This window comes from Polaribacter sp. NJDZ03 (assembly GCF_019263805.1).
Classification (GTDB): Bacteria; Bacteroidota; Bacteroidia; order Flavobacteriales; family Flavobacteriaceae; genus Polaribacter.
In genome coordinates, this window is the sequence record NZ_CP079195.1 from 1,323,100 (window position 1) to 1,346,739 (window position 23,640).

Below are 23,640 nucleotides of genomic sequence, written 5' to 3' on the forward strand. Positions count from 1 at the left end.
ATGAAAAAAAACTATTTATTTTATCGATTAAAAAAACTCGACCAATGTAAAGGCATTGTTTTAGCCATTCTTTTTATGGCCGCTTTTAGTACAAAAGCACAAACCAATGTTTCTAATACTGTAAATATTGGTAACCATAGTTTGTACAAATCTGCATCTCTAAGTTCTGTAAAAACAGGCGCTGTATTTAATTATAAATTATACATTACATTATATGGAGATGGAAGTACTGTTAGCATAACAGATCAATTACCTCTAGAATTAGAATTTGTTGGAAATAATTCAGATATTACTATTTCACCTCAATCAATTGCTAATACCGCTGCAAGAGGTCAAAACAATAATTTAGTTACTGTTGCACTACAAGCTCCTTCTGATGGTAGTAGCTCTTCCGTTGAAATACTAATACCAGTTAGATTTAAAGGAGGTGTAACTCCAAACGGAACCATTGCAAGTAATTCTGCAACCATAACAACAAACGGTCAATCTGTAACTACAAACCCGATTACTGTAACTGCAATTGCAATTTTAAATTGGGAAATTAAAAAAGAAATAATTGAACCCACACAAACAGATCCAAATACAGGTAAATGGATAGTTGCACCTGGAGGAACTGCTAGGTTTAGAATAACTATTAAAGAAAAAAATCCACAAGACAACTTGGGCATTTTAAATTTAACAAACATACAAATACTAGAAACTCCACAACCCTCTAATGTTACTATGAATCTTGTTGCTACTGGAGGTAATAATAACATACCTTTAAGTCTATTAAATTTAGATCCAAATACAAATATTATTACTAGCACTAACCCTCAGACTTTCTTAGATGCAACAAAAACATTTAGCGAATTTTACATTGATATAGATATAACCTATCCATCAAACCTGCCAGTAAACACAACTACTTGTTTTGGTAATGTTGCAGATATTACTGCAAATTATGCTTCCTTAACGGCAAGCAACACCTTTACAGCTAGCAGTGGCTCTGATGTTTCTTGTATTTACATAAGTGATTATTGTGTTACAAATAATTGTAATATTGCTAATTATGACTATAGTTTTTACAAATCTGTTTATGGTAGAAAAAAAACAGTTGGTTGTCCTCTTTATTATAAAATTGTACTTCATAATAATTCAACTTCTGGAGAAACCATTCAAAATGTTGATATATCAGATCAATTACCCCAAAATATAACGGTAACGGCTATGGATTTCTATGTTTATAAACAATCTGTTGGTCATATGCCAATATCTGGTACATATTCACTAAATGGTTCTTCTTCTCCATTGCCTTTTAGTGCAAATAGTTTTTTCAATATCCCTACACCAACAAGTCCTATAACATCACTTTTAGTAAGTTTAGACTCTGGCATAGAAGCTGGTTATTATTTTACTGTTAGAGTTAATTTCACTATTAATAACGGTGTACAACCTGGCACAACAATTACTAATGAGGCTGAAACAGAATTTAACTTTTTAAATAATACTCCGATTCTTAACACAGCTAGTAAGTCTTTTAATGTTGAAACACCTGAACCAGAAATTGATGTGTTTAAGCAAGTTTGTGAAGGATATAATTCTTATCACAATCCTGGAGACATCATACGTTATAAACTAAGAGTAAGAAATATAGGTACAGATGCACTAAATAATGTTGTTATTACAGATGTACTAGACCCCAATTTCACCTATATTCCAGGAAGCGAAAGCTATTACTCCTATTCAGGAAACGTCAATCTAAACGGATGCAATCCAACAATATCAGGTAACTACAGTAATTGGGGAGTAACATTAAATAACTCAACACAAACAAATACCCTAGAATGGACTATTCCTTCTATTGGTCCTCTTTGTAGTAATACTTCTACATCTCATAATAACTATATAGAATTTGATGTAAAAATAAATGAAAACACACCTCCAGGGCCTTACTTTAATAATTTTACTGTTAATGGAGATGAAATTTCTACAAGTGCAACATCTAATAAATCACGTATAAACGTAAAGGTGTTGGCAGGTAATAACGTTATTAAATTGCAAAGTATAGATAATGGTACTACTTGGACAAATTCTACTACAACACCAAATATTTTACCAGGTCAAAATATTTTATATCGATTAAATATTAAAAACCTAGGTAATTTAGAGTTTAAAGACTTAATAATTACAGATGCTTTACCAAATGTTAGTTTCACACCGAATTCAGAAACAATATCAGTTTCAACGGGAGGTAGTAACTTTATTCCAAACACTACAGATTTTAGTTCTGTTTTTAGTGGTAATACAATAACCGTTTCTTCTTTAAGTAACTTCTTATTTGTTTATGGAGATGAAATTAATATAGACATACCTGCAACAGTTGTAGCAACTGCTCAATTGAATAGCACCATCTGTAATACTTTTACATATACTGCTGTTGATCAATACAATGGCTTATCTACTCAAAACTTAACTCCAGCAGCTGTTTGTGTTGTAGTTAAAGATAATTGCCCAGGAATAGACAGTGCAGACCAAACAGATACAGATGATGATGGTATTGGTGATGCTTGTGATAATTGCCCTAATCTATCAAATAAAGATCAAATAGATACAAATGGTGATGGTATAGGAGATACTTGTACACCTCCAGAAGAGGATGATTGCTTTACTTTTGATGAAGATTTCAAAAAAGAAAATTGGATAAACAATAGTCTTAATGATGTTTATTACAAAGAAGACAAAGAACATCAAAAATATATTTCTTTTGTAAATAGCTCAAAAGAGTCTAGTCTAATAAATAACTCAGATTTTTCTGGAGATTGGATCAAAAATTACCCAGGCAATTGTATGTGCTTCGATTTTAAAATTCAATATAAAGATAAAACAAGTACTACCATTGGTACAGCACCTAAATTAACAATTTACACAGGTTCTACCATTAACTCTATTACACAAGTTAATAGTAAGTTAAGAGCAATTTTTGTAGGTAACCCTGCAAACCAAACCTTACCAAATAATGTTTGGAGAAATTATTGTTTACCAATCTATGAAGCTACAAATAATACAATACCTACTAATAATACAGGTAGTTGGCAATTATTTGATGCAAACAGCACTACTCAATTAACAGGTGCTGCTGCTGTAAATGCTTGGAATCAATTAATAATTGGTGTTACAGGTATTTTATTTGAATCTGAATATGATGGTTCTAATAACGAAGTTATAAGTTTAGATAATTTCTGTGCCTCAGAATGTGAACCACCATGTAAAGGAGACAAAGATTCTGATGGTGATGGTATACCAGATGAATGTGATAATTGCCCAAATGAATATAACCCAGATCAAGCAGATTCTAATAATGATGGTATAGGCGATGTTTGTTGTGAAGGCAAAGAAGACAGGGATAAAGATGGCATACCTGATGATTGTGATAATTGCCCAACAAGATACAACCCAGACCAAAAAGATACAGATGGAGATGGTGTTGGAAATCTTTGTGATCCAGACTGTGTAGAAGGACCCGATTATGATAAAGATGGTTGGCCAGATGCTTGTGATAATTGTCCTGAAAAATTTAATCCTGATCAATCAGATATAGATAATGATGGTAAAGGTGATTTATGTGATAGCGATTTTGTAGGTGACGATTCTGATGGTGATGGAATACCAGATAATAAAGATAATTGTCCTGATGCAAAAAACCCAGAACAAAGAGATTCTGATGGCGATGGCATTGGTGATGAATGTGATAATTGTCCAGACAAATACAATCCAAATCAATTAGATTCAGACGGTGATGGTGAAGGTGATGTTTGCGACCCAACTCCTTGTGGTGAAGATTTAAATGGAGATGGAACTGGTGATGCTTGCGATATTATTATAGACACTTGTGGCTCCATAGACACAGATAAAGATGGTATTTTTGATGATTGTGATAATTGTATAAAAACGCCTAATCATAACCAATTAGATACAGATAATGATGGTATTGGTGATGTATGTGACCCAACTCCTTGTGGTACTGTAGATACAGATGGAGACGGAGTCCCTGATTTATGTGATAATTGTCCAGAAATTGCAAACCCTAACCAAGAAGATACGGATGGTGATGGAACAGGTAATGCTTGTGAAGATTGTGTAACAGCAACTGTTTGTGCAGATGGAGATACAGACACAGATAATGATGGTATTTGTGACTCTGTAGATAATTGTATTACTAATCCAAACCCAAATCAAGAAGATGCAGATGGAAATGGAATTGGAGATGCTTGTGAGGTTATAGAACCACTTTGCTGTATTGGTCCTTTTATATTTGATAACGTTTATGAAGAAGTTTATGCAGATTTTGGAATTATATCTGTATTCGATAACTATAGTTTTACTATAGGTTCAAAATTTGTTACAGATTTTACAATAAACCTTGTATATGTAGATATTGAATACACTAAAGAAGAAGATTCTAAAATAGCACATAAAGTTTCTTTAAACCCATTAAAAATTGAAATTTCTAATAAAAAAATGGAATTTAAAAAACCAATTTATGGAAACGAAAATAAAGGCAACTCTATTTTTAATGAAATTTCTTGGTCTAATAAAGAAGGTGTAAGTTTAAAAGAAAAACAAAACTTAAAACTGGCTTATAACCTACCTTACTTTAAAGAATGTGCAGATTGTAACTATATAGCTACCTTATACTTTAAAGTATCTATAAAAGACAAATATGGTAACTATAAAGAAGATCTAATCTTAAGAGAAATAAACGTTAAAGGAAATGAAGTTTTATCTACAGAAGATAAAAATAAAAAGACCTCATTGTCTATATATCCAAACCCAGTAAAAGATAATTTAAATATTTTCACAGAAGAAGCTGGATTAGGTATTCTATATGACATTAATGGTAAAGAACTAAAACGTTTCACGCTTAATAATGGTGAAAACAAAGTGAATCTAAGCAATTTATCTAAAGGAGTTTATATTTTAAAAACAGTTGGAAACAGCTTTAAAAAGACTTCTAAAATTGTGATAGAATAATAAAAGGTTAAACCTCATCTTTTAATATAAAGATGAGGTTCCTTTTTAATGATTAATTAAAAAAAATATTTAGAAAACAGAAAACCAGATTCGCTTATTTTAAACTCCATATCACTAAAAATGATAGGGAGTTTTTTTTTTGCAAATAAATACAAAAATTACATAATTAACGATGTGACAGCAAGTAATCAAGTTTATAGAATAAGACAAATAAATACTAGATAAAAATGAATAAATCATTCTATAAATTCACAAACTTTACATTATAAATTCAGAAAAAGCACATCATTTAAAGCATGAAAGATATATTATATTAGAACATAAAAAAAGAGTGCCAGTTTCTAAAACCAAACGAAAAGAATTTATAAATTTGTGTTCGCAATAAAATATTTTTTTTTGAATAATAACATATCATCCAAGACCTTACAAGATTTAGAGTTTTCAACGGTTTTACAGCACGTTTCAGAGTATTGTATTTCTAGTTTAGGCAAAGAAAAAGTTACTGAAATTGAACCTATAGTTAATAAAAAAGCACTTTTTAAAGAGTTGTATTTGGTAAACGAATACGTTTCTTCTTTTGAAAGTGAAAATAGAGTTCCTAACCATAGTTTCGATAATATTACCGAAAATGTAAAACGTTTAGCTATAGAAAATAGCTTTGTAGAAACTGATGCTTTTTTAAAAATAGCAACGACTTCTTTAACCGTAAACGAATTGATTAAGTTTTTTAAGAAATTTAATGTGCAATTTCCTACTTTTTTCGACCTTTCTCAACAAATTGAATTCACTACTTTTATAGATGATGAAATAAAAAAAATAATAGACATTTCTGGTGAAGTAAAAAACAACGCATCAGACGCTTTAAGACAAATAAGAAAAGACATAAATAATGTACGTGGAAAAATTGGAGCAAGTTTTTCTAGTGCTTTATCAAAATCTATTTCCGCAGGTTATTTAGATGATATTAAAGAAACCGTTGTAGACAATCAGCGTGTTTTAGCTGTTTCTGCAATGCACAGAAAAAAAGTTTCTGGTAGTTTATTAGGTTCTTCAAAATCTGGTAATATCGTTTATATTGCACCACAAGCAACACTTGCGTATTCTAGAGAATATCAAAATTTAATTTATGACGAAAAGCAAGAAGTCGTAAAAATTTTACGTGCATTATCTGCAACTGTTCGTCCGCATGTATATTTATTAGAAGAATATCTTTCGTTTTTAATCCATGTAGATGTTGTGGGTGCAAAAGCAAAGTATGCCAACGAAATGAATGCAGTTTTACCAAAAATATCTAGTGAGAAAAAGATATTTTTTAAGAATGCATATCATCCCATTTTATGGCGAAAAAATAAAAAACAAGATTTACCTACCGTTTCTCAAAGTATAGAACTGAATGAAAAACAACAGATTATTGTTATTTCGGGTCCTAATGCTGGTGGAAAAAGTATCACTTTAAAAACCATTGGTTTATTGCAAATAATGCTGCAAAGTGGAATTTTAATTCCTGTTGATGAACGCAGTCAGACGTATATTTTTGATACTTTTTTAACAGATATCGGAGACAATCAATCTATAGAAAACCAATTAAGTACCTATAGCTATCGTTTAAAAAACATGCGTAACTTTTTACGTAAATGTGGACCTAACACCTTGTTTCTAATTGATGAATTTGGTACAGGTTCAGACCCTGAATTAGGTGGAGCTTTAGCAGAAATTTTCTTAGAAGAATTTTATTATAAAAAAGCATTCGGAATTATAACTACACACTACTCTAACTTAAAGGTCTTAGCCAACGAATTAGAGAATGTTACCAACGCAAATATGCAGTTTGATGAACGTACTTTAGAACCGCTGTATAGATTATTTATTGGACAAGCAGGTAGTTCTTTTACGTTTGAAGTTGCTCAGAAAAACGGAATTCCGTTTAGCATTATCAACAAAGCTAAAAAACGTGTAGAGACAGAAAAAGTGCGTTTAGATAGAACCATTTCTAAACTACAAAAAGAACGTAATAGATTGCAAAAGCATTCTGATAATTTAGAGCAACAAAAATTTAAAGGACAAGAGCATTTAGATAAATTACAAGAAAAAGAACAACGTGTTCAAGATAAATTATCTGGTTTTCAAGAATTATATGATCAGAACCAAAGAATGCTTTCTTTAGGAAGAAAGACCAATGAGCTACTTAATAAATACTTTCAAACCAATAACAAAAAGGAATTAAATACTAATTTCAATAAATGGGTTGCAGACTTAAAAGTAAAACAAGTCATGAAAAAACCTGTAGTACCTGTAACTAAAGCACAAAAACAAAAAGCTAAAGTTGCCGAAAAACAGCAGCAGGAAATAATTAAAAAAGTAGAAAAAGAAGTCTTAGAAAAAGTAGTAGAAGTTAGAAAAGAAAAGAAAATAGAGGAAGCTAAAATAGCCAAAGAAAAATCTGAATATAACTATCAAATTAATGATAGTGTAAAAGTTATTGGTTCTAATTCTGTGGGTACAATCGACAGAATAGACAAGAAAAAAGTAACCATTAATTATGGATTCTTTACAACAAAAACGACTACAGATAAACTAGAATTGGTAAAAAGAGCTAAGAAAATAAAATAATAACAATCATTTTATAACAAAAAAAGGTTCGCAAATTGCGAACCTTTTTTAATATATGTACTTTTTTGTCTCGTTGCGTAAAGTAGAACAAATTATTTAAGATTTAAAACCTCAATAAGTTCTCGACTGCGCTCGAACGGACACTAGATATTTTTAGCTAACCAGTCTCCTACTTCTTTTGTTCCGTAAGATTTTCCTCCGTCTGCTAAATCTTCAGTAACATAACCTGCTTCTAAAGCTTTATTTACAGCGTCTCTAATTGCTTTTCCTTCTTCTTGTAAACCAAAGTTTTCAAACATCATTGCTGCAGATAAAACTGTAGCCATTGGGTTTGCAATATTTAATCCTGTTGCTTGCGGGTAAGAACCATGTATAGGCTCAAACAATGCATTTTCAGTTCCTACAGATGCACTTGGCATTAAGCCCATAGATCCAGAAATAACAGAAGCTTCATCTGTTAAAATGTCTCCGAATAAGTTTTCAGTAATTAAAACATCATAACTATTTGGCCATTGAACTAAACGCATTGCAACTGCATCTACAAATTCATAAGAAACCTCAACTTCTGGATAATCTTTTTCCATAGCTTGTACAGTTTCTCTCCATAAACGAGATGTTTCTAAAACGTTTGCTTTATCTACACAACATAATTTCTTAGAACGAGTCATTGCCAATTCAAAACCTTTTACAGCTAATCTTTGCACCTCAGCTCTTGTATAAACACAATTATCAAATGCAGTTTCTCCTCCATCTCTTCTACCTTTTTCACCAAAGTAAATACCTCCAGTTAATTCACGTAAAAAAACTAAATCAGTTCCTTCTATTCTTTCTCTTTTTAAAGGAGATTTATCTAACAAAGAAGGAAACGTAAATGTTGGTCTTACATTTGCAAATAAACCTAATTTTTTACGCATTTTTAATAAACCTTGCTCTGGACGAACCGTTGCAGAAGGATCATTATCATACTTTGGATGCCCAATTGCACCAAATAAAACAGCATCTGAAGCCACACAAATATCATGTGTTGCATCTGGATAAGGTTCACCAACTGCATCAATTGCAGCAGCACCTGTTAAAGCTGGATTCCAAGTAATTTCGTGGTTAAATTTCTTTGCAATTGCATCAGATACTTTTACTGCTTGGTCAATTACTTCAGGTCCTATTCCGTCTCCTGCTAATAATGCGATATTTAATTTCATTGTTTTTGTTTTATGACGTATGACTTATTATGACGTAAGACATATGACTGTATTTTTATGTTTAAATTCTATTCTTATTTTAAAATATTCTCGATATAATTTCTTCAAAAAACCGAAAATCACTCGAACTGAAAACTGCGACTGTAACTGCCTACTAAATTATATTCAACATTTTCTCGGTAGCCTTAATTGCAGATACTGTTTGATCTGAATCTAAACCACGCGTAATAAATTCTTTTTCTTCTAATTTCCAGGTAATAATAGTTTCACATAATGCATCAGAATGACTTCCTGGAGGAATCCTAACTGCATAATCAATCAGCTTTGGTAAATCTCTTTTACTATGTATTTTATACAACTTTTTTAATGCATTCATAAAGGCATCAAATTGCCCATCTCCTTGTGCATGTGCTTCATATTGTACGCCTTCTACTCTTAATTGTAAAGTAGTAGATGGTTTCATTCCTTTTGCATGTCCTAAAACATAATTTTCTACAACAACACGCTTTTCAATGGCATTACTATCTAAAACATCAGAAATAATATAAGGCAAATCTTCTTGAGAAACAACTTCTTTCTTATCCCCTAATTCAATAATTCTTTGGGTAACTTTCCTTAGCTCTTCATCATTTAAACTCAGACCTAAATCTTGTAAGTTTTTCTGAATATTCGCCTTTCCAGATGTTTTTCCTAATGCATATTTTCGTTTTCTTCCAAAACGTTCTGGCATTAAATCATTAAAATACAAGTTGTTTTTATTGTCTCCATCTGCATGAATTCCGGCAGTTTGCGTAAATACGTTCGCCCCTACAACAGGTTTATTTACAGGAATACGAAAACCAGAAAAAGTTTCTACAAGCTTACTAACTTTATTTAATGCTTTTTCATTTACGGTGATTGTTACATCCTTTAAAAAATCATTAATAACAGCAATAACACTTGCCATTGGTGCATTTCCTGCACGCTCTCCCATCCCATTTATGGTTAAATGTAATCCATTTGCACCCGCTTTTATAGCTTCCATAACATTGGCAACTCCTAAATCATAATCATTATGACCATGAAAATCGAAATGTGTTGTTGGGTATTTTTCTCGAACTTCAGATATGAATTTAAAAGTTTCATCATGCGTTAAAATACCTAAAGTATCTGGTAATAAAACACGTTCTATATTTAAAGCTGTTAAAAAATCTAAATATTCAAAAACGTATTCTTTAGAATTACGCATTCCGTTAGACCAATCTTCTAAATAGACATTGGTTTTAATGTTATGCGAAGCAGCCGACTCAATATTTGCTTTAATATCAGCAAAATGTTGTGCTGGTGTTTTTTTAAGTTGATGTGTTAAGTGATTTAAAGATCCTTTGGTTAATAAATTCTGAACTTTTGCACCAGCACCTAGCATCCAATCGATAGATTTTCCTCCATCAACAAAAGTTAACACTTCTATTTTGTCTAAACAACCTTGTTCTGTAGCCCAAGAAGTTATTTTTTTTACTGCTTGTAATTCTCCTTCAGAAACTCTTGCAGACGCTATTTCTAGCCGATCTACTTTTAATTCTTCTAACAATAGTTTTGCTATTGTTAATTTCTCAGAAACTGAAAACGACACTCCTGATGTTTGTTCTCCATCACGCAGTGTCGTATCCATTATTTCAATCTTTCTCTTGGTCATTTTATCAATGTTAAAAACATAAATAATTCTTCAATGGTAATGAAAAAATTTCATTACCACACAGTAACATAGAAAACATAGCTATATAACCTATGTTACTATGTGGTTAAAAATAGTGTTTATGCTTTATAATTAAAACGGTCTCGTTTCAGCAAAAGCAGTAATCTCATTTTCTATATTTTTTAAGTAATCAATATCATCAAAACCGTTTAACATATTGTCTTTTTTATAGGTATTAATTACAAAAGATTCAGACTCACCTGTAGCAACTAAAGTTACTGTTTGGTTAGGTAAATCTACTTTAATTTCTGTTTTAGGATCTGCCATAATTGCTGCAAATAAAGTATCTGCAAATGCTGCTGAAACTTGTACAGGTAAAACCCCTACATTTAAACAGTTATTTTTAAAGATATCTGCAAATGCAGATGAAATTACACAACGCAAACCAAAATCGTACACAGACCAAGCTGCGTGCTCTCTAGAAGAACCAGAACCAAAGTTTCTACCTCCAACTAATATTTTAGAACCTGCATAAATTTCTTTGTTTAAAGGAAATTCTGCTTTTGGTGTTCCGTCTGCATTGTATCTCCAATCACGGAAAAAATTAACATCAAAATCTACACGCTCAGTTGCTTTTAAGAAACGAGCCGGAATTATTTGATCTGTATCTACATTCTCTGTAGGTAAAGGATATGCTGTACTTGTAAGTACTTCAAATTTATCGTAAGCCATGTTATTTAGTATTCAGTTGCCAGTATCAGTTGGCAGTTGTTATCTTAATATTAATTGTTATTCGCAGTTCACTGAAAACTGCGACTGTAAACTGCAACTACACAAGAAGCGTACGAGGATCTGTTACTACTCCGCTAACTGCAGATGCTGCAGCTACTAAAGGAGAAGCTAATAAGGTTCTAGATCCTGGTCCTTGTCTTCCTTCGAAGTTTCTGTTTGATGTTGATACAGACAATTTTCCTGAAGGAATTTTATCATCGTTCATTGCCAAACATGCAGAACAACCTGGTTCTCTTAAAACAAAACCTGCGTCTGTAATAATCTTATCTAAACCTTCTGCTTTTATTTGATCTACTACTTTATGTGATCCTGGAACCAACCAAGCAGTAATATTAGGTGCTTTTTGTCTTCCTTTTACAATAGAACAAAAACCTCTAAAATCTTCTATACGTCCGTTTGTACAAGAACCTAAAAACACAAAGTCAATTTCTTTACCAATCATAGATTCGCCTTCGTTAAAAGACATATATCCCAATGATTTTTTATAAGTTTCAACACCACCTTCAACATTTTCTGCCAAAGGAATCGATTTTGTTACCCCCATTCCCATTCCTGGGTTTGTTCCGTAAGTAATCATTGGTTCAATATCTGTTGCATCATAATTAAATTCAACATCAAATTCTGCTCCTTTTTCAGAATACAGTGTTTCCCAATATTTCATTGCAGTATCCCAATCTGCTCCTTTAGGAGTTTGAGCACGACCTTTTATATATTCGTATGTTTTAGCATCTGGAGCAATCATACCTCCACGTGCTCCCATCTCTATAGATAAGTTACACACAGTCATACGACCTTCCATAGACATGTCTTCAAAAACATCTCCTGCATATTCAACAAAAAATCCGGTTGCACCAGAAGTTGTTTGCTTTGATATAATATATAAAGCAACATCCTTAGGTGTTACCCCCAAACCTAATTTACCGTTTACGTTAATACGCATCGCTTTAGGTTTTGGTTGCATAATACATTGTGTAGACAATACCATTTCTACCTCAGAAGTACCAATACCAAAAGCAATAGCACCAAAAGCACCATGCGTAGATGTATGAGAGTCTCCACAAACAATTGTTGCACCAGGTAGCGTAATTCCGTTTTCTGGACCTACAACGTGTACAATTCCGTTATTAAGATCTCCTAATCCCCAATGAGAAATACCGTGCTTTTTTGCATTTCTTTCTAAAGCATCTAACTGATTTGCAGATAAAGGATCTGCCACAGGTAAATGTTGATTTATGGTTGGTGTGTTGTGATCTGCTGTTGCGAATGTACGCTCAGGATATACAACACTGTTTCCTCTACTTTCTAAACCTAAGAAAGCTACAGGGCTTGTAACTTCGTGGATGAAATGACGGTCTATAAAAAACACATCTGGTCCGTCTTTAACTTGACGAACAACGTGTGAATCCCATACTTTGTCAAATAATGTATTTGCCATTTGTTTGTTCTTTAATTATTTAAATGATAATCAGCTACCAAAAATAACGATTTATTGGGTTTCTTCCGTTTTTAAACCTGTACATACATTATACCCAACAGTTACACATTTCATTAAAACACTAAATAACAACACATTATGTTATTTAAAAATACGATGTCTATTTATTTTGTAGGGTTCTAATTTAGTTTAATTCTTTCTTTTTTTCTATTGATAAGTGCAGTGAAATACTTAGAATAGACGGTAATTTATATACAATTGGCTTTTATTTTAATAAATACAATAATGAATTTACCGAGAACCTTTATAATCATTACAAAATAAGATTCCTCAATCGCAAAAAAGCTCATTTCGGAATGACATACTTAACCTAATATATATCATATAAAAAATATAAAGTAGAAAGGTTGCTTCACTTCTCACAGTTCATATAAAAACTCACATTTTTCATTTCGGACGACAAAGGAGGAGAAAATCTTAGAATCATCAAAAAATGAGATTTCTCAAATGCTTAAAAAAACTTATTTCAGGACGACAACTATAAAACGAATCACTTTACGGAAAGCCTTATTTAATTCAATTCATTAGAGACTACTTTTACAAAAAAACAATGATTTTTAACCTAGTTTACAAATTATAATCAAATAATAAGAAATGTAGTTACAATTTAAATATTTGTAATTATTTTAAAATCAACCTGTAAGGATTATGTTAAAAAAAATTAAAAGTTAAAGAAGTCTAAAACCAATATTATCACTAATTTTAGCATTAAAAATTCTTCTTATTTGCTATGAAAGAATTTCTAAATTAGAATATAAAACTTAAGAAAGATTAACTTCATTTGCAAAAATGAAAGATTAATCTGCATAAATTATGGGTAAAAAACCCCTAACAAAACTCAATAAAGAGTATTATAAATAATGTTTAATTTAAAACTTAAAAAATGATTAAAAATTCAATGAAAATGATGACTGTTTTATTTGCTTCATCAATGTTACTATCTTCTTGTTACTCTTACACAAGTGTTGTAGGTGAAGGTGCTAAAGGGAATTCTCAGACAACTCAATGGAATCATTATGTTGTTTATGGATTAGCTCCTGTTGGAGTTTCTGACTCTAAACAAATGGCAGATGGTGCTAAAGATTATACTGTTTTCACTAGACAATCATTTGTTAACGGATTAGTGTCTGCTTTAACATTCGGAATTTATACTCCATCTACAACTACAGTAACTAAATAGTTTGTAAATTAAATAAAAGAAGGTAATTTAACAGTTACCTTCTTTTTGAATAATCTGAAAATGAAAAAAATAATATTTTATATTTCTTCTGTAATTTCGATAATATTACTTATCAGTATTTTTAATATTCTAAATAATGATTTTGATAGATTAACTGAATATGGTTTTGGTTATTTAATTGGTAAAATTATACTTCTTTTAATATTTGTAACACTAACTCTTTTAACAAAAAGTGCTGTTTGGAAAAAAAAGGAATCCAAATAATGTCCTAATAAAAAAACAGGTTTCTCTTAAAAATTGCTAGATTTTAAGCACAAAAATAAAAGCAAGCACCCTTCCAATTCAAACAAGAAAGAAGAAAATCTTACAACCTTTAGTAATTAAGATTCCTCAATCGTTTCAAAATTTCATATTAGAATAGATGTAATAACTATACCTATTTCAATTCTTGTATATTGCATTCACAAATAAATATTATGAAATTAAACTTATTGTCTTGTGATGCCCAAAGACCAGATAAAAGAGCGATTGCTAGATGTATTGCAGAAATTTCCGTGAGCATATCTGAATCTTTATCTAATGAACTTACAGAAATTCTTTTAGAAGGCGACGTAGTAGATATTGAAATGGAAGATAAAAATGCTGGTTCTGCTTTAAGGGCTTTAAGAAAACTAAGTATCGATTACGAAATTATAGAATAGAACATATAAAAAATAATACCTTATTATGTATTTGTCTCTTTTTTATGACTTCTTATGCGCAACAAAAAAAGATGTGGTCAAAGTCATTTTTAAATAAAAAAGCACCAGCATTAGTGGTTAGTAAATAGCTAACAGATAAGCCTAAAACGGATGGTAAATTTGTTTTAATCGATTTTTGGGGAACTTGGTGTGTACTTTGTATAAAGAGAATTCCAGAAATGAACGCTTTTTATAAAGAGTTTGCCAAAGAAATAGTAGTTATAAGTATTAGTAACGAATCTACGGCTAAAATTAAACGTTTTAAGAAGGCTAAAATTGAATATTATAACGCTATTGATAGAAGAGCAAGACTTAATAGAGCCTCAGAAATTAAAGGAATTCCGCATTTTATAATTATTGATCCTGATGGGCTTGTTGTTTGGGAAGGTTGGCCGCAACTAAAAGGTTTTGAGTTAACTTCAGAAGTTATATAAGGGCTTATTGATGCTTATAAATTAAATAAGCAAATAGCCTAGCCCTGATTGAAGCAATTTTTTGAACTCTTTTTTATGCTGTTTCTGAATAAAAAAACGAAAGTCTTTAGACTACATACAAGATAAACACCTAACAGAAAATAGCTTCAAATAAGAATATTTATATGAAGCTATTTTTAAAAAGTTAAACTGAATATATTACTACTCAAACTTATCCATAACGGCATCACTAATTCCCATATTAGAGAATCCGCCATCGTGAAATAAATTTTGTAGAGTTACTTTCTTGGTTAAATCTGAAAATAGTGAAATGGTATAATCTGCACAATCTGCCGCAGAAGCATTGCCTAACGGACTCATTTTTTCAGAAAAATTGATAAATCCGTCGAAACCTTTTACGCCATTTCCAGCAGTTGTTGGTGTTGGTGATTGAGAAATGGTGTTCACTCTCACTTTAAAATCTCTACCAAAATAATAGCCAAAACTACGTGCAATAGATTCTAAATAGGCTTTATTATCTGCCATATCATTGTAATCTGGAAACACTCTTTGCGCCGCCATATAGGTTAACGCAACGATTGAGCCCCAATCTTTCATGGCTTTTTTATGATACAAAACATTTAATACTTTATGGAAAGAGACCGCAGAAACATTCCACCCTTTTTCAGTGAAATCGTAATTTGGATCTGTATACGGTTTGTTTTTACGCACATTTACAGACATACCAATCGAATGCAAAACAAAGTCAATTTTACCGCCTAGAATCTCCATAGATTTTTCTATCAAGTTTTCTAAATCTTCGATAGAAGTTGCATCCGCAGGAATAATTTGAGAATTTGTTTTCTTTGCTAAAACGTCCAATTCACCCATTCTAATAGAAGCTGGTGCGTTGGTTAACACAAACTCTGCTCCTTCTTCATGTGCTCTTTGTGCTGTTTTCCAAGCGATAGAATTTTCATTTAAAGCACCAAAAATAATTCCTTTTTTTCCTTTTAGTAAGTTGTACATGTAGTTGTTCTTTATTCGTTTTTGGTTGTTCGTTTTTAGTGCTTACATTAAAAGTTTACCACATAGATACATAGAAAAACATAGTTTTGTCTCTTAACGCTTTTGAAGCTTTGCTGCTTTAAAACGCTGTAATTTATAAGCTCAATAATTCTTTTGCGTGGGTAAGTGCTGAGTCCGTAATGTCTTTACCACTTAACATTTCTGCTATTTCTTTAATTCTTTCATCAGTAGATAAAAGTTTTAAATTAGTTGTGGTTACTCCTTTTACTTCTTGCTTATACACTTTGTAATGATTTGCACCTTTTGCAGCAATTTGCGGTAAATGTGTAATGGCAATTACTTGCATATTCTTACTCATTTGCTGCATAATAGCTGCTATTTTGTTTGAAACTTCACCGGAAACTCCAGTGTCAATTTCATCAAAAATAATGGTTGGTAGTTGTGTGTTTTCAGATAAAATAGTTTTTACAGAAAGCATTATTCTAGATAATTCTCCACCAGAAGCTACTTTTTTCAACTCACCAAAACTACCACCTTTATTTGCAGAGAAAAGGAATTCTAATTCATCTTTTCCGTTTGAAAAATAGTTTTTAGTTTGCTTTATTTTAATTGAAAAACGGGCATTTTCCATACCTAAATCGCTGAGTAAAGCGTGTAGTTCTTTATTTAGTTTTGGAATTGATTTTGTTCTTGCGCTTGAAATTAAATCTGCAACTTTGTCTAGTTTTTCAGAAACTTCACCTATTTCTTTTTGTTTTAGATTGATAACTTCATCTGCAGATTCTACTTGTGCTACTTTTTCTGAAAGTTCTTCAAAAATAGCTATCAATTCTATATTATTACCTACTGTATGTTTCTTCTGTAAATTGTATAATAACTGCAATCTATCATTAATCTCTTCTGCTTCATTCGGATTAAAATCTACATTTTCATTTGCATCTTCTAACTCCGTAACAATATCATCAATCTCTATTTTTACAGAAGTAACCCTTTCTGAAAGATTTTGGTATTCTTTAGAAAATATTGCAATTTTAGACAACCTGTTTTCTAAAGTATTTAGCAAATTCTGAATTCCGATTTCATCATTTACAGTAATTCCTAAAGCTTCAGATAAATTGTCTTTAATATCTTCTATATTGTTAAGTTTCTCTAACTTTTCTTCTAAATCTTCTTGCTCGTCAACTTTAATCTTTGCTTCTTCTAATTCTTTAAAAAGATGAAGGTTATAATCGTATTGTTTATTTGCCTCTTTTTGTTGCTCTTCTAAAACGGTAAGTTCTCTTTTTAATTTAGTCAACTGGTTAAAACCACGTTTGTAAGACGCTATTTTTGCGGTATTTTTTGCCAATGCATCTAAAATAGTAAACTGAAAGCTATTGTCTGATAATTGCATTGTTTGATGCTGAGAATGCACATCTATCAATTTAGACCGTAATTGATTTAAAACTGACAACGTAACAGGCGTATCATTAACAAAAGCTCTAGATTTACCAGATGGTAAAATTTCTCTTCTAATAATGGTTTCTGCCTCGTAATCTAAATCTACTTCGTTAAAGAAATCTTCTAAATTATAATTTGCAATAGCAACCTTTGCTTCTACCACACATTTTGTAGACGTATCTTTTAAAGAAGATAAATCTGCTCTGTTACCTAAAACTAAACCTAAAGCTCCTAAAAGTATAGATTTACCTGCTCCGGTTTCACCTGTTATAATAGACAATCCCGAAGAAAAATCTATAGATAAGTGATTGATTAATGCGTAGTTATTAATGGTAAGTTGTGCTAACAAATTCTTTAAGTTTTAGAAGCTAAAATTAAGGAAAATTGTATCAAGAATAAACAATAATTATAAGGAATGTTTTACTTAATATTTTTCCACTTAGCATTGTTATTTGGAGATATTTTTTTCACTATTTCAACTAGTCTATTTTTATTTCTAGAAGTAGCATCGTCTGAATACATATTTACTATTTCATCTGCCTTAGCATCAAAGAATACACGTATTAAATAATTACCAACAGTTTTATTATACATACTTTCTAAAGAAATTACAGCCTCTTCCATATTTTGTTTGGCTATACCTTTATTTAAAGAAAACTCATCTAACCCTCTTCTATGATAGGTGTAGCTGGCTGTTCTATATGCAGAAAGTTTTGGCGATAAAAAACTATCAATTAATAAAAATCTATTCTGTTTACCCACAACGTTTTGCCAAGATGCTAAACCACTTTGTTGTGCTTGCAACATTACATTTTCTGCTACTTTAAAAGACGACTCTCCACCATTTCTTTTAAAGGTGTCTCCATCTGCTCCTAAAATTACATTTGCATAAAAAACAATGGTAGAAATTAAATTACTATCATAAGAGTTTTTATTAAAAATTAATGGGTCGAACTCATTGTATTTAAAATTGAAATCGTTGTCTTTTAAATTTAATACAGGTGATGCGTATGTAGAACCAAAAACCGGTCTTGTAGATTGAACTTGTATGGTTGCATTAAAATTATTTGCATCTCTAGAAGTAATGATAATTGTAAAAGCACAATCTATTCTCTCTTCTGGCTTTACTTCGTTATTTGTCCATTTGGTTTGATTTACAAACTCTGACAAAGATTTTTCTAATGTTTTAAAAACTTGCGTATTTGAACCTTGAACCTGGTTGTAGTTTACAGTAACCAAGCAATTCAATTCTTGTGCTTTTAACAAAGAAACTGAAAATAAGAACAGAAAAAAGAATATAAGTTTACGCATTCATTTTGTGTGTTACTGTCTGGTTGAGCGCAGTTGAGACCTAAATTGAAACCCCTCGACTGCGCTCGAGAAGATAAGAAATATTAAGATATTTTACTTACAATTTCATTCATAATATCTTTAGCTACTTCCTCTTTAGATTTTAATTCGAATGATTTTTCAGTCAAATCTTTATCAATAATAGTAATTTTATTTGTGTCTGTTGCAAAACCAGCTCCTTTATCTTGCAAAGAATTTAAAACAATAACATCTAAATTCTTACGTTTTAACTTCCCTTTTGCATTTTCTACCTCATTATTTGTTTCTAAAGCAAAACCAACTAAAAATTGGTTTTCTTTAATTTCTCCTAAAGAGGCTAAAATATCTTTTGTTGGCTCTAACTCAATCTCTAACGCAGAAGTCGTCTTTTTTATTTTCTGAGTAGCTACATTTTTTGGTCTATAATCTGCAACCGCTGCAGAAAGTATAGCAATATCAACTTCTTTAAAATATTTGTGAGCTGCTTTATACATTTCATCCGCAGAAACCACATCTATTCTATGAACTAAAGAATGTTGTATTTTTTGATGACTTGGACCAGAAATTAAAAAAACCTCAGCACCTAAATTAGCCGCTGCTTTTGCTATTGCAAATCCCATTTTACCAGAAGAATGATTCCCTATAAAACGAACAGGATCAATGGCTTCATAAGTTGGTCCTGCAGTCAATAAAAGTTTTTTTCCTTTTAAAGGTAATTTCGATAAAATATCATTTTCTATAAATGATACAATATCTTCAGGCTCTGCCATTCTACCTTCTCCTACCAAACCACTAGCTAACTCACCAGATGTTGCAGGAATAATTGTATTACCAAAAGATTTTAATTTTTCTAAACTTTCTTTTGTAGATGGATGAATGTACATATCTAAATCCATTGCAGGCGCAAAATAGACAGGACACTTTGATGATAAATACGTTGCTAACAGCAAATTATTACACATACCATTTGCCATTTTAGACATGGTATTTGCAGTTGCAGGAGCAATAACCATATAATCTGCCCAAAGACCTAAGTCTACATGGTTATTCCACAGTTCATTTTCAGCATCTTCTTTATCATAAAAAGTAGAGTGAACCGGGTTCTTAGAAAGTGTGGAAAGTGTAAGAGGTGTTATAAAATCTTTAGACGCAGGAGTCATAATAACTTTGACCTCTGCGTCTAATTTTATAAATAAACGAACTAAACTAGCCGTTTTGTATGCAGCAATTCCAGCAGTAATTCCTAATAGAATTTTTTTACCACTTAAAACAGACATTATTCTGTTTCTGGAGTTCTAAAATACACTTTACCATTTAACCATTCTTCCATAGCCATAGCTGTTGGTTTTGGCAATCTTTCGTAAAATTTAGAAACTTCTATCTGTTCTTTATTTTCAAAAACTTCTTCTAAACTATCGTTATAAGTAGCAAACTCTTCTAATTTATCAACCAATTCTTTCTTTAAATCTCCGTTGATTTGATTTGCTCTTTTGGCAATAATAGAAATAGCTTCATAAATATTTTGTGTAGGAGCTTCTACTTCATTCTTATTATAAGTAATAGTACTTAAAGGTGCCTTTGTGTCTTTATAATCCATAATTAATTATTATTTCTTTTTTGAATTTTGAACTTCAACTTGTTTTGCAATCAATGCTTCAATTCTTGCCTGTTCTTCTTGCAGGGTAGCTAACATTATATTTGAATCTTCCATAAATTGAGATTCTGGGTAATTTCTTTTTAACTTATCATATGCGTCTATAGCATCTTTTATACGTTCAGATTTTCTTCTATCATAACTTTTTAAAACAAAATCATGTGCCGCTTTTAATCTGTAATACAACGCTTCTTCTTTAAATTCAGAACCTAAATAGTCAGAAAGCAAATTATCAAAAGCTTGTATAGCCGCTTTATAATTTCTAGAATCATACCCTGCTGTATTATAGTAGGTCATCGCAATTTCAAAATATTTTTTCTGAAGCTTATACCTTAATTCTTTATAATGCTGGTTTGCTTCTTCTATTTTATCTGAATCTGGAAACGTATTTATAAAACTTTGAAAAGCCTCTAATGCTTTATTTGTATCTGTTGGGTCTAAACTAAAACGTGGAGAAGCCAATTTATAGCTATACGCTGATAAAAAAGCAGCATCTTCTAGCTTTGAACTTTTAGGATAATTCTTTGCAAAACGATCAAAATAATAACCAGATTGGGTATAGTTTTTCTCATTAAAATTAGACTGCGCTACCATAAACTGGATACGTTCCATTTGTGGTTTCCCTCTGTAAGTTGGTGTTATTTTATCAAACAAACGCAAAGCTTTACCAAACTTGTTACTTTCGTAAAGTTTCACAGCCATTTTATACTGCTCTTCAGCAGTACCTTTGTTTAATACTTTTTGATATTCACCACATGAAAATAATACAAGTGAGAACATCAATAAACACGCTAAATTTTTAATTTTTTGCATCGTGCAAAATTAGTGATTAAATATGGATAATAAAAGAATTTATTTTTACTCAAATAATTCTTTCCTTTTAGCTCTTAAATTAAATTTAAGATAACTGTTTCAATGAAAGTTCTAAATACTCTGTATTAAGAACAACATCTGAAACTAAAACGCTTTTTTTGACAATAAATTATGTCCTATAATAATGACACAAAAGACGCAAAAAAAGCGATTAGTTGTTACTAAAAGTTTGTTAATATTATGGTTGCACAGTTGGTACTGCAGTAATTAATTGTTTAATATCATTATCAAACAGGTAAAAACCTCCTTTATCATCACCAATTAACTTTATTTTATCTAAGATATTTCTTGCCAATGCTTCTTCTTCAATTTGCTCAGAAACGTACCATTGTAAAAAGTTATGTGTTGCGTAATCTTTTTCTTGTAAACAAATATCAATTAAGTCATTAATACAATCAGATACATACACTTCATGATTAAATAATTCTTGAAACATTTCTTTAAAAGCTCCAAATTCTACCGGAGGTGCATCTAATGCAGATACTTTTGCATGCCCGCCACGTTCATTTACAAATTTCACCAACTTTAACATGTGCATTCTTTCTTCGTCTGAATGTGCATACATAAATTGTGCAACTCCTTCAAAACCTAAAACTTCTGCCCAAGAAGCCATTGCCAAATATATTTGAGAAGATTGTGCTTCTACTTTTATCTGTTCGTTTAATGCTTTTTCAATAATTGGTGATAACATAATTTCTATTTAAAGTTCGTTACAAATTTAGCAATTTTAGATTGAAGTTCTGCACTTGCTTTTACTAAAGGTAAACGAACTTCATTTCTACAAATACCTAATTCTTGTAAAACTGTTTTTACCCCTGCAGGGTTATTCTCTTCGAAAATAAAATCTACAATGTCCATCATTTTATAATGAATGTCATATCCTTCTTTGTTATTGCCTTGTAAACCATGATTTATCATCGTAGAAAACTGCTTCGGAAAAGCTTGCCCTATAACAGAAATCACTCCAGAACCACCTGCTAATGCAACTCCTAAAGCCATATCATCATCTCCAGAAATAATTAAAAAATCTGCTGGTTTATCTTTTAACAGCGTATAATACTGTTGTTGGTTATTACCTGCTTCTTTAATAGCGACTATATTGCTAAATTCATTAGCCAAACGTATTGTGGTTGCAGGCTCCATGTTTTTTGCAGTTCTACCAGGTACATTATACAAAATAATAGGTAAATCTGTAGCTTGTGCAATCGCTTTAAAATGCTGATAAAAGCCTTCTTGAGTAGGCTTGCTATAATAAGGTGCTACAGATAGAATACCGTCTAAACCTGTAAAATCTCTTGTTTGTAGTTCTTCTATAACCAAACCAGTGTTGTTACTTCCAACACCTAAAACTAAAGGCAAACGTTTATTATTTGTTTTAATAATAACATTTATTATCTCTTGTTTTTCTTCTTTGGTAATTGTTCCGCTTTCTCCAGTTGTACCATTGATAACCAAATAATCTGTTCCGTTTTCGATGTTAAAGTTCACCAATTTTATAAGCGCATCAAAATCTACACTTAAATCTTCTTTAAAAGGTGTTATCAACGCAACTCCAGTTCCAATAAATTTTTGCATTATTATGTATTTTATAAGGCGTAAAATTACAATTTAATGCTGAATCTCATCATTAAAAAAACAATTCTTACCAAGAATAAACAACTTTATTATTAAAGTTTAATTTTTTAGTTTTTTAAGAATTTGAAGGTATTTTTTTAGTTCTGATAAAAAAGCATCTACGTGTGTTGTTTTTTCAGAAATATCTAACTCGTACAACTTAGGGTTCACACCAGAAAAACCTGCCTTAAAAGTAGCATTAGATTGTAAAATAGCAGTTTCTAAATACAAATTTGCTTCATTAAAATAACCTATTAATAAATCGAATGGTTCTTCTAAAAAACCTTTAAAACTAGGTTGAACATACATTCCTTTCCAATTAATATCTTTTTCTGAAAAATATTTAAATGAGACATCATCTAATTTAGAATACTTTTTAAAACTATATATTTTAACATTTTTAACGCCAAGAATCGCTTCTATTTTTGTTTGTAAATCTACACTTAAAGAAATACTTGCGGTTGTTAAAACACCTACAGATTTAATTTCCTTTTGAGAAACAATTCTGTGCTCAGATATTTGTTTGAGGTTTTTATCAAACTTTTTTTTGATTCTAGCTTCTTTTAACTTCAAAAAATTCATTG

19 protein-coding genes and 1 pseudogene are annotated in these 23,640 nt (G+C 31.0%); 7 read left to right on the forward strand and 13 right to left on the reverse strand.

What is annotated here, in order from left to right; translation table 11 throughout:
- From KV700_RS17380 to KV700_RS05670, 3 genes are all read left to right on the forward strand, one after another.
- Complete coding sequence (locus KV700_RS17380) at positions 1-5,013, forward strand: thrombospondin type 3 repeat-containing protein (RefSeq protein ID WP_218599467.1); 5,013 nt, start codon at positions 1-3, stop codon at positions 5,011-5,013.
- A gap of 247 nt (positions 5,014-5,260) precedes the next feature.
- Positions 5,261-5,398 carry a hypothetical protein gene (locus tag KV700_RS17385; protein WP_368384771.1) on the forward strand — a complete coding sequence of 46 codons (138 nt, stop codon included), beginning with the start codon at positions 5,261-5,263 and terminating at the stop codon, positions 5,396-5,398.
- Positions 5,399-5,409: 11 nt separating this feature from the next.
- Positions 5,410-7,623, forward strand: coding sequence for a DNA mismatch repair protein MutS (locus tag KV700_RS05670; protein ID WP_218599468.1), 2,214 nt, complete (start codon positions 5,410-5,412; stop codon positions 7,621-7,623).
- Between the two features lie 143 nt (positions 7,624-7,766).
- Here KV700_RS05670 and leuB read toward each other — a convergent pair whose 3' ends face one another.
- The 4 genes from leuB to leuC all read right to left on the reverse strand — a co-directional run bounded on the left by leuB (position 7,767) and on the right by leuC (position 12,724).
- Entirely contained in the window at positions 7,767-8,822 is a 1,056-nt protein-coding gene (gene leuB / locus KV700_RS05675) for a 3-isopropylmalate dehydrogenase (protein ID WP_166381721.1), read from the reverse strand.
- Positions 8,823-8,976: 154 nt separating this feature from the next.
- Positions 8,977-10,497 carry an alpha-isopropylmalate synthase regulatory domain-containing protein gene (locus tag KV700_RS05680; protein WP_218599469.1) on the reverse strand — a complete coding sequence of 507 codons (1,521 nt, stop codon included), beginning with the start codon at positions 10,495-10,497 and terminating at the stop codon, positions 8,977-8,979.
- 132 nt (positions 10,498-10,629) lie between these two features.
- The gene (gene leuD, locus KV700_RS05685; protein WP_166381717.1) at positions 10,630-11,229 is read right to left on the reverse strand and encodes a 3-isopropylmalate dehydratase small subunit; all 600 of its coding nucleotides are present in this window, start codon (positions 11,227-11,229) and stop codon (positions 10,630-10,632) included.
- A gap of 97 nt (positions 11,230-11,326) precedes the next feature.
- On the reverse strand, positions 11,327-12,724 hold the full coding sequence (gene leuC / locus KV700_RS05690; protein WP_166381715.1) for a 3-isopropylmalate dehydratase large subunit: 1,398 nt from the start codon (positions 12,722-12,724) through the stop codon (positions 11,327-11,329).
- 943 nt (positions 12,725-13,667) lie between these two features.
- Between leuC and KV700_RS05695 the strand changes: the two genes are divergently transcribed.
- The 4 genes and pseudogenes from KV700_RS05695 to KV700_RS05710 all read left to right on the forward strand — a co-directional run.
- Positions 13,668-13,964: a Bor family protein gene (locus tag KV700_RS05695; protein WP_218599470.1), complete on the forward strand. Its 297-nt coding sequence runs from the start codon at positions 13,668-13,670 to the stop codon at positions 13,962-13,964.
- Positions 13,965-14,024: 60 nt separating this feature from the next.
- Positions 14,025-14,228, forward strand: coding sequence for a hypothetical protein (locus KV700_RS05700; protein ID WP_208888823.1), 204 nt, complete (start codon positions 14,025-14,027; stop codon positions 14,226-14,228).
- Positions 14,229-14,440: 212 nt separating this feature from the next.
- Complete coding sequence (locus KV700_RS05705; protein WP_218599471.1) at positions 14,441-14,665, forward strand: hypothetical protein; 225 nt, start codon at positions 14,441-14,443, stop codon at positions 14,663-14,665.
- A 158-nt stretch (positions 14,666-14,823) separates the two neighbouring features.
- A pseudogene (locus KV700_RS05710) lies at positions 14,824-15,138 on the forward strand (TlpA family protein disulfide reductase); the annotation flags it as partial.
- 201 nt (positions 15,139-15,339) lie between these two features.
- On the opposite strand, the gene KV700_RS05715 reads toward KV700_RS05710, so the two are convergent.
- The 9 genes from KV700_RS05715 to KV700_RS05755 all read right to left on the reverse strand — a co-directional run bounded on the left by KV700_RS05715 (position 15,340) and on the right by KV700_RS05755 (position 23,638).
- Positions 15,340-16,146: an enoyl-ACP reductase gene (locus KV700_RS05715; RefSeq protein WP_218599472.1), complete on the reverse strand. Its 807-nt coding sequence runs from the start codon at positions 16,144-16,146 to the stop codon at positions 15,340-15,342.
- Between the two features lie 133 nt (positions 16,147-16,279).
- On the reverse strand, positions 16,280-17,935 hold the full coding sequence (recN, locus tag KV700_RS05720) for a DNA repair protein RecN (RefSeq protein WP_218599473.1): 1,656 nt from the start codon (positions 17,933-17,935) through the stop codon (positions 16,280-16,282).
- Between the two features lie 71 nt (positions 17,936-18,006).
- On the reverse strand, positions 18,007-18,897 hold the full coding sequence (locus KV700_RS05725) for a DUF4835 family protein (protein WP_166381705.1): 891 nt from the start codon (positions 18,895-18,897) through the stop codon (positions 18,007-18,009).
- Between the two features lie 83 nt (positions 18,898-18,980).
- A complete protein-coding gene (gene coaBC / locus KV700_RS05730) occupies positions 18,981-20,192 on the reverse strand; it encodes a bifunctional phosphopantothenoylcysteine decarboxylase/phosphopantothenate--cysteine ligase CoaBC (protein ID WP_218599474.1) in 1,212 nt (403 codons plus the stop codon).
- Entirely contained in the window at positions 20,192-20,512 is a 321-nt protein-coding gene (locus tag KV700_RS05735; RefSeq protein WP_165730089.1) for a DNA-directed RNA polymerase subunit omega, read from the reverse strand. Before KV700_RS05735 ends, coaBC begins: the two co-directional genes overlap by 1 nt.
- 9 nt (positions 20,513-20,521) lie before the next feature.
- Positions 20,522-21,382, reverse strand: coding sequence for an outer membrane protein assembly factor BamD (locus KV700_RS05740; protein ID WP_218599475.1), 861 nt, complete (start codon positions 21,380-21,382; stop codon positions 20,522-20,524).
- Positions 21,383-21,620: 238 nt separating this feature from the next.
- On the reverse strand, positions 21,621-22,133 hold the full coding sequence (locus tag KV700_RS05745) for a ferritin (RefSeq protein ID WP_218599476.1): 513 nt from the start codon (positions 22,131-22,133) through the stop codon (positions 21,621-21,623).
- Positions 22,134-22,138: 5 nt separating this feature from the next.
- Complete coding sequence (dapA, locus tag KV700_RS05750; protein ID WP_218599477.1) at positions 22,139-23,017, reverse strand: 4-hydroxy-tetrahydrodipicolinate synthase; 879 nt, start codon at positions 23,015-23,017, stop codon at positions 22,139-22,141.
- 99 nt (positions 23,018-23,116) lie between these two features.
- A complete protein-coding gene (locus KV700_RS05755; protein WP_218599478.1) occupies positions 23,117-23,638 on the reverse strand; it encodes a hypothetical protein in 522 nt (173 codons plus the stop codon).
- Positions 23,639-23,640: the final 2 nt, after the last annotated feature.